Below are 13,465 nucleotides of genomic sequence, written 5' to 3'. Positions count from 1 at the left end.
ATAATAGAGCTTTGCGGAGCTTCTTGGAGCTTATTAAAGGAGTGATTCATGCCTGAAAACAACGAACATCTGGCCCTGTGGGGCGGTCGCTTCACGTCCGGCCCGTCCGCCGAGCTGGCCCGCCTGTCCAAGTCCACCCAGTTCGACTGGCGTCTGGCCGACGACGACATCGCCGGATCCCGCGCCCACGCCCGCGCGCTCGGCCGCGCCGGCCTGCTCACCGCCGACGAGCTCCAGCGCATGGAGGACGCGCTCGACACCCTGCAGCGTCACGTGGACGACGGCTCCTTCGCGCCCATCGAGGACGACGAGGATGAGGCCACCGCGCTCGAACGCGGCCTCATCGACATCGCCGGCGACGAGCTCGGCGGCAAGCTGCGGGCCGGCCGCTCCCGCAACGACCAGATCGCCTGCCTGATCCGCATGTGGCTGCGCCGCCACTCCCGCGTGATCGCCGGCCTCTTGCTCGACCTCGTCAACGCTCTGATCGAGCAGTCCGAAAAGGCCGGCCGCACCGTGATGCCGGGCCGTACCCACATGCAGCACGCCCAGCCGGTGCTGCTGGCCCACCAGCTTATGGCCCACGCCTGGCCGCTCATCCGCGACGTGCAGCGCCTCATCGACTGGGACAAGCGCATCAACGCCTCCCCGTACGGTTCCGGCGCACTGGCCGGCAACACTCTTGGCCTCGATCCTGAGGCCGTGGCCCGTGAGCTCGGCTTCTCCCGCGTGACCGACAACTCCATCGACGGCACCGCCTCCCGCGACCTTGTGGCCGAGTTTGCGTTCGTGGCTGCCATGACCGGCGTGGACATCTCCCGTCTCTCGGAGGAGATCATCATCTGGAACACGCAGGAGTTCGCCTTCGTCAAGCTGGACGACGCCTACTCCACCGGCTCCTCGATCATGCCGCAGAAGAAGAACCCGGACATCGCCGAGCTGGCCCGCGGCAAGTCCGGCCGACTCATCGGCGACCTGACCGGCCTGCTGGCCACCCTCAAGGGTCTGCCCACCGCCTACGCCCGCGACCTGCAGGAGGACAAGGAAGCCGTGTTCGACCAGGTCGACACGCTCGAGGTGCTGCTGCCCGCCTTCACCGGCATGGTCCGCACGATGCACTTCGACGCCGATCGTCTTGAGGCCGAGGCCCCGACCGGCTTCGCCCTGGCCACCGATATCGCCGAATGGCTGGTCAAGAACGGCGTGCCGTTCCGTCACGCCCACGAGCTCTCCGGCGCCTGCGTCAAGATCGCCGAAGGCCGCGGCCAGGAACTGTGGGACCTGACCGACCAGGACTTCATCGACACCTTCGCCGCGTTCCTGCCGGCCGACGTGGCCCCGGGCGTGCGCGAGGTGCTTTCCAGCCATGGCTCCGTGGACTCCCGCAACGGCAAGGGCGGCACCGCCTACGGCCGTGTGCGTGAGCAGATCTCCGGCGCCAAGGCCCAGGTCGAGGAGCTGAAGCTCTTCCCGGCCTCCACCTCGGACGGTTCCGCATACAAGGCTCCCGGCACGTTCTGATTGACGTGTGACGGCTCTCCTCATACGAGGGGAGCCGTTTTTCTTGTTTTTCTTGTCATACATCGCACCTACACTGGGTAACTGTAACGAACGGGAGCCGCAAGGCTGAGAGGAAGCGAAGCTTCGACCGGGGAACTTGACGCGGGTCATGCCGCCGTAAGGAATCGTTGTCCGAAGATTTGTTGGGTTCTCCACCGCAGTTCGTACGCATAATTCAGCCGTGTGCGGCTTGTGTGGTGTAGCCAATGCGCCATCTGGTCATGCACGGTCGCATGACTGGGTTCATGAATGGGCGCACCACTTAAGGTACGGTTCGTTTCGTGCGCCCTTTTTTAGTATCGGAGGGATTTTCACCATGCAGGTCAACGGAGAGCAGGTCACGCTCGAAGCGCCGGTCAGCGTCGCCGACTACCTCGAAGCGCACGGATTCCGTGCCGAGCGCGTGGCCATCGAACTCAACGGCGAGATTATCCCGCGCGAGAAGCGCGCTGAGGCCATGCTGGACGACCAGTGCGTGATGGAGATCGTGCAGTTCGTCCAGGGCGGCTGAGCGATATCACGGCATCATGCCGTACTCCGGAAAACAAATTTGACTACCCCTCAGTCTCGCTTCGCGAGCCGGCTCCCCTGACAAGGGGAACTGCGGTATGGGGTGAAAGGAAAACAACCATGAACATCAATCCGGTTACCGAAGCATCCGTCGAGGCGACGCCGCTGCCGCCCCAGCCCGCCGTCGTGAACCCCGTGGGCACCGCCGCCCCCATGCTGCCGGTGGAGGACAAACCGCTCAACCTCGGCGGCCACGAATTCCAGTCGCGCTTCATCCTGGGCTCTGGCCGTTACGACCTGAACCTCATCAAGGCCACGGTCGAGCACGCCGGCACGCAGATCGTCACGATGGCGCTGCGCCGTGCCCAGACCACCGAGAACAGCGTGCTCGACTACATCCCCGAAGGCATCACGCTGCTGCCGAACACGTCCGGCGCACGCAACGCCGAGGAGGCCGTGCGCATCGCCCGACTGGCCCGCGAGGTGTGCCACACCGACTTCGTCAAGGTGGAGATCGAGCACGAGACCAAGTACCTCCTGCCGGACAACGCCGAAACCATCCGCGCCACCGAGATGCTGGCCAAGGAAGGCTTCGTGGTCATGCCCTACATGTTCCCGGACCCGATCGCGGCCCGCCAGCTCGAGGAGGCCGGCGCCGCGGCCGTCATGCCGCTCGGCTCGCTCATCGGCTCCAACATGGGCCTGAGGATGCGCGACTTCATCGAGATCATCATCGCCAACGCGCACGTGCCGGTGATCATCGACGCCGGCATCGGCCGCCCGAGCCAGGCCTGCGACGCCATGGAGATGGGCGCGGACGCCGTCATGGCATACACCGCCGTGGCCTCCGCCGGCAACATCCCGCTCATGGCCGAGGCGTTCAAGAACGCCATCAACGCCGGCCGCGCGGCCTACCTGTCCGGCCTCGGCAAGGTGACCGAGGGACAGGCGGTGCCGTCCAGCCCGACCACCGGCTACCTGCACTGACGACTTGCCTGATAGGGAGTCGGGATTCGGTCTGTGATGAACCATGACTGGTAAGACCGCTGTTCCCGGCTCCCCGTGAAAGTGCAGTCATCGGCGAAACCGGCTGAGGGGACCCAAACGGGATTATCGGCAGCCTTGGCGTAATGGAGTCGGAATTCGCGTGAGATCGGACGGATTCCAGACGAGCGGTTAGGAAACGGAGAACATGGCATTTACGGACGAACAGCTTGAGCGGTACGCGCGGCACCTCATCCTCAAGGGAGTCGGCGTCAAGGGGCAAAAGCGGCTGTTGGCCTCCAGCGTGCTCATCATCGGCGCGGGAGGCCTCGGCTCGCCGGCGGCATTGTATCTTGCGGCGGCCGGTGTGGGACGCATCGGCCTGGTGGACGGCGACGTGGTGGACCTGAGCAACCTGCAGCGCCAGATCATCCACACCACGGCCCGCGTGGGCGAGCCCAAGGTGGAATCGGCCGCGACCGCCATCCGCGAGCTCAACCCGGACGTTACCGTGGAAACCCATCACGAACTGGTGGATGTCAGCAACATCGCCGACCTCATCGCCCCCTACGACCTGGTGCTGGACGCCACGGACAACTTCGCCGCGAAGTTCCTCATCAACGACGCCTGCGTGCTGGCCGGCAAACCGTTCATCCACGCCGGCGTGGTGGGCTTCTCCGGACAGGTGATGGACGTGGTGCCCGGTGCCGGCCCCTGCTATCGCTGCATCTTCCGCGACATGCCGGCCGCCGGCGAGATCCCGACATGCAAGGAGGCCGGCGTGCTCGGCGCGGTGGTGGGCGTCATCGGAAGCCTTCAGGCCGCCGAGGCCGTCAAGCTCATCGTGGGCGTGGGGGAGCCGTTGGTGGGCCGCATGCTCACCGTGGATGCGCTGACCATGAACATCCGCCGCGTACCGCTGCCGAAGCATGTGCCGGATTGTCCGGTATGCGGCGATAGTCCGACCATCACCGCCCTCGACCCGGCCAACTACGTGCAGCCGGCCTGTGCGATTTGATTTGGGGTTGCTTTAGGCGGACTGTGCCATGCGTTCTGTGGTTGCGGGTTTAAGCCTGAGCCACGGACGTCCAGGAAATGATGAAGGGGATTGATTATGACGATTGCCGTGCACATCGGTAAGGACACGGAAGAGGACGACGAGCCGTCGTACGGCCGTATCACGCCGGAGGAGTTCGCGGCGCTGGATCCCGATTCGGTCACGCTGTTGGACCTGCGTGAGCCGGCCGACGTGGCCGTGCACCCGGTCGAAGGTGCCATCAACGCGCCGCTCGACCCGCTGGCCCATGTGTTGAGGACCGTGCCGAAGGACCGGAAGGTCGTGGTCTACTGCGCCGAAGGCTGGTGGAGCGAGGAGGTGGCGGAGATCCTCGCCGACCGCGGCTACGACGTGGCCAGCCTGATCGGCGGGTTCCGCGCCTATCAGCAGTATCTCGACGGGCAGTCCGCCCGGTAGCGCAACAGCCTTGGCTCCCCCAGAGAGGGGAGCCGATATGACGATGCCCAATCATCCCCACGGATGAGGCCGGGCGTTCAGCATGCGTCCTACAATCGGCACCGTAGAAACCATGAAGCTCCCGCTGCATCGAGATTGCATGAATTCCGGCAAGACTACCCCTCAGTCGTCTACGACGACAGCTCCCCTGACAAGGGGAGCCAAGAAACAGGGTATGCCCGATGCTTTCACGGAGCCGACCATCGACAGTCGATTGTGAGGAGTCCGGAATCGTGGGACGTCTGCTCACCCGCACGCAGATTCAGCGACTTGTGGCCAAGCACGGCCGCGACGTCATCGAACATGACCACATGCAGATCGAACGCTGCTGCTACCAGCATGGCAACGTGACCACCTTTGCCCATTCCGTGCGCGTGGCGTGCCTGGCCGTCTGGCTGGCCGATCGCGCCCATCTGTGGCATCGTGTTGACCTGCGTTCGCTCATCCGCGCCGCCCTCCTGCATGACTACTTCCTGTACGACTGGCACGACTGGGACAACGGCGAACACCGCTGGCACGGCTTCACGCACGGCCGCGCCGCTCTGCGCAACGCCCTGCGGGACTTCACCCTCAACGACATCGAACGTGACAGCATCGAAAAGCACATGTTCCCGATGACACCGGTGCCGCCGGCCTACATCGAGGGCTATTTGGTCACCCTCGCGGACAAGATCTCCGCCACCCGCGAGACGTTCTCCCGCGGTCGCTTCCACAAGAAGGCCCTGCCCGCCCGCGCGCCGCTGCCCGAAATCGGAACCGGAGCCCGCCGATGCCGCTGATCGTCGAATACCTGTTCCTGTGGTTCATCTTCTACAGCTTCGCCGGCTGGGTCTACGAGTCGATACTCGTCTCCTGCCAGGAGAGGCGCTGGGTGAACCGCGGCTTCCTCAACGGACCGCTGTGCCCGATCTACGGCACCGGCGCGGTGACCGGCGTGGTGGTGTTCGGTGATATGCGCGATCCGTTGGTCATCTTCCTCATTTCGATGATCGGCGCCTCGATTCTCGAATACGTCACCTCCTGGGCCATGGAACAGCTGTTCCACGCCCGCTGGTGGGACTACTCCCACTTCCGCTTCAACATCCAGGGCCGCGTATGCCTGCTCGGCGCCGTGATCTTCGGCATCGGCGGCGTGGTGATCGTGGATGTGGTGCAGCCGCAGGTGGCACGAGTGACGGCTTTGATTCCGCTGCAGATGGTCCATGCACTGTTCGCTGTGCTGGTGGTGCTCACCGCCGTCGACACCGTGATCACCGTGTGCGGCATTGTGAACTTCGAGCAGAGCCTCGAGCAGTTCAAGGTGGCCATGGCCAAGGCGGCCCAATATGGCGACGCCATGCGCGAGAAGGTTGGCGACGCCGTCTCCGGTGCGGCGGGCATGGTCTCCGGCGCCACCGGTGGTGCTGCCTCCAGCGTGGCTTCCGCCGCCTCCGCGATGGCCTCGAGCGCGGCGAACATGGCTTCCGGCGTGATGGACGGCGCCTCCGAACGGTTCGGCGGCGTGCCTGGCAAGGTGGGGGAGAAGGTCGGCGAGTCGTGGCAGAGCGGCAAGGAGATGTCCGCCGAATTCATGCTGCGCGTGCGTGACGTGGCCGACTCCATGTTCAACCGCCAGCAGCGCCGTATGATCGCCTCGTTCCCGCGCCTGAAGACCAACCGCAACAACGAGACGCTGAAGGAACTGCGCGAGACGATGGAGAAGTTGCACCGTGGCGGCAGATGACGGTAATCGAGCTTGAACTGCGTATGAACCGAGCTTGAACCGTGCGCCATGCCCGGCTGAGGCCGCGGCCGGCTCATGACCGGTTCGCGGAGAAGTGATGATCGGCATCCTGCCCCCACCCGGCAACCCGCGGCCCGTCCACTGTCGGTGTGTTCTGCGAGACTTGGAGACGCTTGAAAATGGAGTAAAGCACGTCCAAATCACACAATTCGATAGGGAGAGCGACCAGTTATGGCTCACGTCATCGACTTCAAAGAAGCGGGATTCGATACCCTGCTCGATGAACTGGAATGGCGCGGGTTGATCTCGCAGTCCACGGACCGCGATCGACTCGCACACGCATTGAACGGCGAGCCGATCACCTATTATTGCGGTTTCGATCCCACCGCCGCCTCCCTGCACATCGGCAACTTGGTGCAGCTCATCAACATGCGTCACCTGCAGCTCGCGGGTCATCACCCGATTGCCCTTGTGGGCGGCGCCACCGGCCTGATCGGCGATCCGCGCCAGTCCGGCGAACGCACCCTGAACCCGAAGGACGTTGTGGCCGGCTGGGCCGAGCGCCTCAAGAACCAGATCGGTGGCATCCTGGAGACCGAAGGCGCCAACCCGGTGCGTTTCGTGTCCAACTACGATTGGACCGCCTCCATGTCCGTCATCGACTTCCTGCGCGACGTCGGCAAGAACTTCCGCCTGGGCACCATGCTCGCCAAGGACACCGTGGCCCGCCGCCTCAACTCCGAGGAGGGCATCTCCTTCACCGAGTTCAGCTACCAGGTGCTGCAGGGCAACGACTTCCTGCACCTGTTCGACGAGTACCACTGCACGCTGGAGCTCGGTGGCTCCGACCAGTGGGGCAACCTGACCTCCGGCCTCGACCTCATCCACAAGGTGCGCGGCGTGGACGTCAACGTGTTCACCAGCCCGATTATCACGGATGCGCAGGGCAAGAAGTTCGGCAAGTCCGAGGGCAACGCCGTCTGGCTCGACGCCACCATGCTCTCGCCGTACAAGTTCTACCAGTTCTGGATCAACCGACCGGACGTGGAGATGGAGAGCCTGCTCAAGGCCTTCACCTTCCTGCCCAAGGCGGAGATCGAACGTCTGGTGGAGGAGTCCAAGACCAACCCGGGCGCCCGCGAGGCCCAGAAGACGCTGGCGTGGGAGGTCACCAGCTTCGTGCATGGCGAGGCCGCTACCCAGGCCGCCATCGACGCCTCCTCCGCGCTGTTCGGCCGCGGCGGCAACCTTGAGGACATCGATGAGGACACGCTCGAATCCGTACTGGATGGCTTCAAGGTGGCCGACGAGAACGGTGGGCACGTGTTCCCTGCCGCCAAGCCGGGCGACCGCGTGATCGACGCCGCCCAGGCAGCCGGCCTGTTCAAGTCCGGTTCCGAGGCCCGTCGCGCCATCAAGTCCGGCGGCGTGTACCTCAACAACAACCGCGTGGAGGATGACGAGCAGGTGCTGGCCGAAGGCGACTTCCTCGCCGGCCGCTTCGCGCTCATCCGTCGCGGCAAGAAAGCGCTCGGCGCCGTGGAAAACCGTTAATCAGTTCAGCAATAAGCAGTAAAGGAATCGTAGATGGCAGAAGGTAACGAGCATTCCGGCAAGTCCTACGGCGGTCGCAAGTCCTACGGCGACCGTCGCCCCGGCAACCGCGGCGGCAAGGGCTTCAAGCCGCGTGGCAAGGGCGGTTTCCGCCGTAACGGCGAAGGCTTCCGTCCGCGCCGCCACGAGGACGGTGACGGTTTCAAGCCGCGTCGTCGCGATGGTGAGGGCGAAGGCTACAAGCCACGCCGCGAAGGCGACGGCGAAGGCCATTCCGGCGGTTTCCGCAAGTCCTACGGCAAGTCCGGTGGCTTCCATAAGGGTGGCTACCGCGGCAACGGCCCGCGTCGCGATGGCGAGGGCTTCCGTCCGCGCCGCGACGATGGCGAGGGCTTCAAGCCGCGTCGCCGTGAGGACGGCGAAGGCTACCAGCGTCGTGACGGCGAAGGCGAGTCCGGCCGTTCCGGTGGCTTCCACAAGTCCTACGGCAACAAGTCGTACGGCAAGTCCGGTGGCTTCCACAAGGGCGGTTACCGCGGCAACGACCGTCGCGATGGCGAGGGCTTCCGTCCGCGCCGTCATGAGAGTGACGGTGACGGTTTCAAGCCGCGTCGTCATGAGGATGGCGAGGGCTTCAAGCCGCGCCGCGAACACGGCGAGAACCCGCGCTACCAGCGCCGCGACGACGACCGCCGCAATGATCGCCGCGACAACCGCAACGATGGCGAGCGTCGCGAGTTCACCCCGCAGGAGAAGCGCGAGTACCGCGAGCAGAAGCGTTCCGAATACATGAGGAAGCCGCGCCGCAACTCCGACGGCACCATGAGCTTCCCCTCGCAGAACCCGTACACCGACCGTCGCCCGGACGAGCCGAAGATGCCCAAGGGCATGGAATGGCGCATGCTCTCCAGCGACGAGCGCGAGCGTCTGCGTGGCCTGTCCAAGGAGCACGCCGAGAACATCGGCCTGCACATCCTGGCCGCCTACGCACTGGAGGAGAGTGACCCGGCCGCCGCGCTGGAGCACGCCAAGTGGGTGGCCCGCCAGGCCTCCCGCATCGACTTCGCTCGTGAGACGCTGGCCTTCGTGGCCTACCGTCAGGGCGAGTACAAGCTGGCCCTGCGTGAGTTCCGTACCGCCTACCGCATGAACGGCTTCCCGGATTATCTGCCGTTCATCGCCGACTGCGAGCGTGGCGTGGGCAACCCGGACAAGGCCGTGGAACTGGCGCTCTCCGACGAGGGCAAGAGCCTGGTCGGTGCCGCCAAGGTGGAGATGTTCCTGGTGTACGCCGGTGCGCTGGGCGATCTGAAGCTGTGGGACAAGGCCATCAACGTGGTGCACACCGTGGGCCGTTCCCAGGGCCTGCCGGGCGAGTACCGCATGCGTGCGGTGCAGGCCGAGCAGTACTTCCTGGAGCAGGCCGGCCGTGACGAGGAGGCTGCCGCGCTCGACGGCCTGCTGGACCGTCTCGAGGACCAGTTCGCGGACGAGGACATCGATGAGGACAGCGAGGACGTGGTGATTGACCACGATCTGGCCGGTCTGACCGACGATTCCGAAGTGCTGGAGAAGCTGGGCATCGACCCGTCCGAAGCCGAGTACGCGCCCGAACTGGAGCCGGAGGGCTCCGATGAGGACGGCGAGGGTGAATCCGAGGAGTCCGAGGATTCCGAGAACGAGAAGTCCGAGGATAAGGACGACGACGAGTCCGCTCCGGCCGCCGAATCCAAGGAGGATACGGACGAGCAGACCGCCGAGGAGCCGTCCGAAGGCGAGTCCGAGGAACCGGCTTCCGAGTCCGACGAGTCCGCTGAAACCGCCGAATCCTCCGAGGTTTCCGAGGAGTCCACCGAGGCCGCTCAGGACGCCGAACAGTCCGAGGAGACCGCGGAGTAATGACCCGTTTCCTCAAAGGAACCGACCGCACCCTGGCCGAGGCCTACCAGCTGGCGTTGCTGGACCTTGACGGCGTGGTCTACCGTGGCAAGAACCCGGTGGAACACGCCGCCGACTCCATTCGCGCCGCCGAGCGAGCCGGCATGACCATCGAATACACCACGAACAACTCCTCGCGCTTCCAGCACGTGGTGGCCGATCAGCTCAAAGGCTTCGGCCTTGACGTGGAGCCGTGGCAGGTGATCACTTCCTCCGTGGTGGCCGCCCGCATGGTGGCCAAGGCCGTGCCGGCCGGTGCCAAGGTGCAGGTGCTGGGCGCCGAACACCTCCGCGAGGAGGTCTCGCGCAACGGTCTGACCATCGTGGAGGGCCCCGAAGACCATCCCCAGGCCGTCATCCAGGGCTGGTATCCGGAGATGACCTGGCAGATGATGGCCAACGTGGCCTTCGCCGTGGAAGCCGGTGCCGAATACTTCGTGACCAACCGTGATCTCACCATTCCGCGTGAGCTGGGCATCGCCCCCGGCTGCGGTTCGATGATCCGGGCCGTGATCGCCGCCACCGGCGTGGAACCGGTGGCCTCCGCAGGCAAGCCCGAATCATACATGTACGACGAGGCCCGCGAACTCAACGCCGCCGAAGGCCACGACCTGGTGCCCAAGGAGGCGTCCATCGCCATCGGCGACCGTCTGGACACGGATATCGAGGCGGGCAACCGCGGCGGATACGATTCGCTGGCCGTACTGACCGGCGTGACCAATCCGACCGAACTCATGCTCGCCCCCGCGCACCTGCGCCCCACGTACGTGGCGCGTGACCTGCGTGAATTGGGCTGCGTGCAGCCCGAGCCGGTGCGCGCCGAGGACGGCACCTGGGAGTGCCGCGACGCCTGCGCATGGTTCGAAAACGGTAGCGTGCACGTCAGCGACGCCACCAGCATCGACGGTCTGCGTGCGGCCATTTGCGCCGCATGGGAGGCCGCGGACAAGGGCGCACAGCTGGACGAGACCACGGTCCCGACCTTCGATCTGAAGGACTGAGAACGGATTATGACCGAGGCCGTGCAGTCGGATAGAGGTCAGGTTCCGGAGGTGTCTGCTGACGCTTCCGGAACCGGCACGCCGCCAACCGACACGCCGATCGAACAGCGGTACCCTGAACTCGCCGACATCGAATCGAAGCCCATCGACGACCAGATCGAGACCTATCAGGCCGTCCTCAAGTCCCTCCAGCAGCGGCTTGACGAATCACGCTGATTCCTTGTGAGGGGAGCCAATCCATTACCCACCACCGAGAGAAAGCCATATGACCGAGCAGAATCTTGATCCGTCCACGCCACTGGACCGTCTCGACATGATGCTGGTGGCATCCGGACTGGTGGAGTCGCGGGCCAAGGCGCAACGACTCATCAAGGCCGGGCATGTGCGCGTGGACGGCGAAACCGTCACCAAACCCTCCTTCATGGTCAAGGCCGGCCACAGCGAGCTCGCCGTGGACAAGGGCGACGACTACGTCTCCCGCGGCGCCTACAAGCTGTTGGGAGCTTTCTCCGCTTTCGCCGATGACGGTCTGCTCGGCCCAGAAGGCCTGGAATGCCTTGACATCGGTGCTTCCACCGGCGGCTTCACCGACGTGCTGCTGCGCCGGGGCGCGGCCAAGGTCATCGCTCTCGATGTGGGGCACGGACAGCTCGACCCGCGTATCGCCGGGGACGACCGCGTCATCGAAATGAGCGGCGTGAACATCCGCGAGGTCGAGGCCGACGATCTGCCGTACCGCCCTCAGATGATCGTGTCGGACGTCTCTTTCATCTCCCTGACCTACGTGATTCCGGTGATCGCTCGCATCGCCGCACCGGGTGCACAGATCGTGCTGCTGGTCAAGCCGCAGTTCGAAGTGGGACGCGAAGGCCTCGGCAAGAACGGCATCGTGGAGGATGAGACGTTGCGCAGACAGGCGTTGGACACCGTGGTCGCCTGCGCCGAACGCCACGGTCTTACGGTGGCCGCCACTGCCGACAGCCCGATCACCGGCACCCACGGCAACGCGGAGTATCTGCTGTACGCGCGCGCATAGGGTGTGCGTTCCCGCGCACGTCGTTCGCTGAAAACGACCCGCGCGGCACGGCAACATATCGTTGCACAATGGTGTGCAATCGCAGTCTATTTTTCCGCAAACGGCATCCTTCCAGCATGTGACAATGCATACGATTTCATTAGCTGCTTGCCTTTCATGCGTTTACATACAGAGGGTTCCTTGCTAGTAGCGTTGATAACGTATGCATGATGAGCCATGCATACGGGACAAGAGAGAAGAGCACGCCATGAATGGCGAATCGACAGGAATGATCCACGTGATGCCGGGAGACCACGATGCGATAGATGTCACCGCACGGACACGGTTCGTCAGAGGCGTCCGTTTCCGATGTACCACCGTCAAGTCGCTGCTGGAGGCCGAATCGCTCGACGGTGAGGTCCTGGAACTGGAAGGCGGCAAAGTGCGGTGCAAGGGCGTCACCCGCATAGGACGTCTCACGGGCCGCGGCATCATCGAAATCTCCGGCGACCTGTTCTGCGATGCCATCGACATGACCGGCGAATTACGCTGCTCCGGCAGCATCCACTGCAGCGGAGACATCCTTGTGAACGGCAAACTCCTGAGCCGGCAACACGTCAGCGGCGGCAACATCACGCTCAAAGGCACACTGACCACCAAAACCGTCAGCGGCAACGCACTGACCATCCGACCGCTGCACAGCGCCATATTCTCACGGTTCGGCATGACCCAGTACGAGGGCCGGTCCGAGGCGGATCAGGTGACCGTGATCGATCTGGATGCGGGCAACCTGCAATGCAAACTGCTCAAAGCGGATACGGCCGTCCTGCGCGACGGCACAATGGTGGAGCATGCGGTCTGCGACACCTCGCTGAGTATGGACGCCAGCTCCGCCGTGGTCATGCTCAGCGGCACATGCCATCGCGCGAAGCATCTGAGATCCGCGTGAGGTAATCCGCGTAAAACGCGCGTTCGTCCCTGTCAGCCTTGGATGAAGTGGTCGATCTGATCCTGCTTGCCCATGATGATGAGCTCGTCGTTACGGTGCATGACCAGCTCCCTGGAGCCGTACTGGAATTCCTTGCCGGGGGCCTTGATGCCCACCACGGTCACGCCGTACTTGTCATGGACCTGCACGTTCTCGATGGTGCGGCCCACCGCGTATAGCGGCGTATGGATCTTGACCACGGTGTACGGGCCGTCGATCTCGATGTAGTCGAGGTAGTTGCCGGCCACGAGATGACCCACGCGCTTGCCGGCATCCGTCTCGGCGTTGATGATGTGACGTGCGCCGATACGCTGCAGGATGCGCGCGTGTTCCTGGGAGACGGACTTGGCCCACAGATCCGAGATACCGGCGTCCAGCAGGTTGCCGGTGATGATCACGGACGCCTCGATGCTGTCGCCGATGGCTACCACGGCCGTGTCGAACTGGGAGGCGTCGATCTGTTCGATGGCCATCACATCGGTCATGTCCGCCTGAATCGTGGGCAGGTGCGCGGACCAGCGGGCCACGATCTCCGGGTTCTTGTCCACGGCGAGCACGTCCTGGCCCATCTGGTCGAGGGTTGAGGCCACGGAACCGCCGAAACGGCCCAGACCGATGACCAGCACGCTCTTGTTGCTGCTCTTGGTGTCACGAGGCTTGACTGCCATGCGAATAACCT

General features: G+C 64.4%; 14 protein-coding genes and 1 riboswitch. Of the genes, 13 read left to right on the top strand and 1 reads right to left on the bottom strand.

Annotated elements, in window-relative coordinates; translation table 11 throughout:
* The first annotated feature begins 48 nt into the window (after positions 1-48).
* From argH to DF196_RS07385, 13 genes are all read left to right on the top strand, one after another.
* The gene (gene argH, locus DF196_RS07445; protein ID WP_109057223.1) at positions 49-1,521 is read left to right on the top strand and encodes an argininosuccinate lyase; all 1,473 of its coding nucleotides are present in this window, start codon (positions 49-51) and stop codon (positions 1,519-1,521) included.
* Between the two features lie 80 nt (positions 1,522-1,601).
* Positions 1,602-1,702, top strand: a riboswitch (TPP riboswitch).
* Between the two features lie 174 nt (positions 1,703-1,876).
* Positions 1,877-2,071, top strand: coding sequence for a sulfur carrier protein ThiS (gene thiS / locus DF196_RS07440; RefSeq protein ID WP_109057222.1), 195 nt, complete (start codon positions 1,877-1,879; stop codon positions 2,069-2,071).
* A 212-nt stretch (positions 2,072-2,283) separates the two neighbouring features.
* A complete protein-coding gene (locus DF196_RS07435) occupies positions 2,284-3,057 on the top strand; it encodes a thiazole synthase (protein ID WP_033890456.1) in 774 nt (257 codons plus the stop codon).
* A 205-nt stretch (positions 3,058-3,262) separates the two neighbouring features.
* Entirely contained in the window at positions 3,263-4,072 is an 810-nt protein-coding gene (thiF, locus tag DF196_RS07430) for a thiazole biosynthesis adenylyltransferase ThiF (RefSeq protein ID WP_109057220.1), read from the top strand.
* Between the two features lie 96 nt (positions 4,073-4,168).
* Positions 4,169-4,528 carry a rhodanese-like domain-containing protein gene (locus DF196_RS07425; protein ID WP_109057219.1) on the top strand — a complete coding sequence of 120 codons (360 nt, stop codon included), beginning with the start codon at positions 4,169-4,171 and terminating at the stop codon, positions 4,526-4,528.
* 272 nt (positions 4,529-4,800) lie between these two features.
* Positions 4,801-5,346, top strand: coding sequence for an HD domain-containing protein (locus DF196_RS07420; protein ID WP_109057218.1), 546 nt, complete (start codon positions 4,801-4,803; stop codon positions 5,344-5,346).
* Complete coding sequence (locus tag DF196_RS13885) at positions 5,337-6,290, top strand: putative ABC transporter permease (RefSeq protein WP_241519631.1); 954 nt, start codon at positions 5,337-5,339, stop codon at positions 6,288-6,290. Before DF196_RS07420 ends, DF196_RS13885 begins: the two co-directional genes overlap by 10 nt.
* 231 nt (positions 6,291-6,521) lie before the next feature.
* Positions 6,522-7,844 carry a tyrosine--tRNA ligase gene (gene tyrS / locus DF196_RS07410; RefSeq protein ID WP_109057217.1) on the top strand — a complete coding sequence of 441 codons (1,323 nt, stop codon included), beginning with the start codon at positions 6,522-6,524 and terminating at the stop codon, positions 7,842-7,844.
* A 33-nt stretch (positions 7,845-7,877) separates the two neighbouring features.
* On the top strand, positions 7,878-9,743 hold the full coding sequence (locus DF196_RS07405) for a hypothetical protein (protein WP_109057216.1): 1,866 nt from the start codon (positions 7,878-7,880) through the stop codon (positions 9,741-9,743).
* Complete coding sequence (locus tag DF196_RS07400; protein WP_109057215.1) at positions 9,743-10,783, top strand: HAD-IIA family hydrolase; 1,041 nt, start codon at positions 9,743-9,745, stop codon at positions 10,781-10,783. The genes DF196_RS07405 and DF196_RS07400 overlap by 1 nt, the downstream gene beginning before the upstream one ends.
* Before the next feature lie 9 nt (positions 10,784-10,792).
* The gene (locus DF196_RS07395) at positions 10,793-10,999 is read left to right on the top strand and encodes a hypothetical protein (RefSeq protein WP_109057214.1); all 207 of its coding nucleotides are present in this window, start codon (positions 10,793-10,795) and stop codon (positions 10,997-10,999) included.
* A 49-nt stretch (positions 11,000-11,048) separates the two neighbouring features.
* Entirely contained in the window at positions 11,049-11,819 is a 771-nt protein-coding gene (locus DF196_RS07390) for a TlyA family RNA methyltransferase (RefSeq protein WP_109057213.1), read from the top strand.
* A 247-nt stretch (positions 11,820-12,066) separates the two neighbouring features.
* Positions 12,067-12,747 carry a hypothetical protein gene (locus tag DF196_RS07385; RefSeq protein ID WP_146194731.1) on the top strand — a complete coding sequence of 227 codons (681 nt, stop codon included), beginning with the start codon at positions 12,067-12,069 and terminating at the stop codon, positions 12,745-12,747.
* A gap of 32 nt (positions 12,748-12,779) precedes the next feature.
* Here DF196_RS07385 and DF196_RS07380 read toward each other — a convergent pair whose 3' ends face one another.
* Positions 12,780-13,454, bottom strand: a complete 675-nt coding sequence (locus DF196_RS07380) for a potassium channel family protein (RefSeq protein WP_109057211.1) — start codon at positions 13,452-13,454, stop codon at positions 12,780-12,782.
* Between the last annotated feature and the right edge of the window lie 11 nt (positions 13,455-13,465).

Source organism: Bifidobacterium callitrichidarum (genome assembly GCF_003129905.1).
Taxonomy (GTDB): Bacteria; Actinomycetota; Actinomycetes; order Actinomycetales; family Bifidobacteriaceae; genus Bifidobacterium; species Bifidobacterium callitrichidarum.
The sequence above is the reverse complement of the archived record's forward strand: the minus strand, read 5'-3'. Positions and strand labels throughout refer to the sequence as shown.

Bases quoted from the DNA above. Each gene is read 5' to 3' on its own strand.
- argH (WP_109057223.1), top strand. From the start codon at position 49: ATGCCTGAAAACAACGAACATCTGGCCCTGTGGGGCGGTCGCTTCACG.
- thiS (WP_109057222.1), top strand. From the start codon at position 1,877: ATGCAGGTCAACGGAGAGCAGGTCACGCTCGAAGCGCCGGTCAGCGTC.
- DF196_RS07435 (WP_033890456.1), top strand. From the start codon at position 2,284: ATGCTGCCGGTGGAGGACAAACCGCTCAACCTCGGCGGCCACGAATTC.
- thiF (WP_109057220.1), top strand. From the start codon at position 3,263: ATGGCATTTACGGACGAACAGCTTGAGCGGTACGCGCGGCACCTCATC.
- DF196_RS07425 (WP_109057219.1), top strand. From the start codon at position 4,169: ATGACGATTGCCGTGCACATCGGTAAGGACACGGAAGAGGACGACGAG.
- DF196_RS13885 (WP_241519631.1), top strand. From the start codon at position 5,337: ATGCCGCTGATCGTCGAATACCTGTTCCTGTGGTTCATCTTCTACAGC.
- tyrS (WP_109057217.1), top strand. From the start codon at position 6,522: ATGGCTCACGTCATCGACTTCAAAGAAGCGGGATTCGATACCCTGCTC.
- DF196_RS07405 (WP_109057216.1), top strand. From the start codon at position 7,878: ATGGCAGAAGGTAACGAGCATTCCGGCAAGTCCTACGGCGGTCGCAAG.
- DF196_RS07400 (WP_109057215.1), top strand. From the start codon at position 9,743: ATGACCCGTTTCCTCAAAGGAACCGACCGCACCCTGGCCGAGGCCTAC.
- DF196_RS07395 (WP_109057214.1), top strand. From the start codon at position 10,793: ATGACCGAGGCCGTGCAGTCGGATAGAGGTCAGGTTCCGGAGGTGTCT.
- DF196_RS07390 (WP_109057213.1), top strand. From the start codon at position 11,049: ATGACCGAGCAGAATCTTGATCCGTCCACGCCACTGGACCGTCTCGAC.
- DF196_RS07385 (WP_146194731.1), top strand. From the start codon at position 12,067: ATGAATGGCGAATCGACAGGAATGATCCACGTGATGCCGGGAGACCAC.
- DF196_RS07380 (WP_109057211.1), bottom strand. From the start codon at position 13,454: ATGGCAGTCAAGCCTCGTGACACCAAGAGCAGCAACAAGAGCGTGCTG.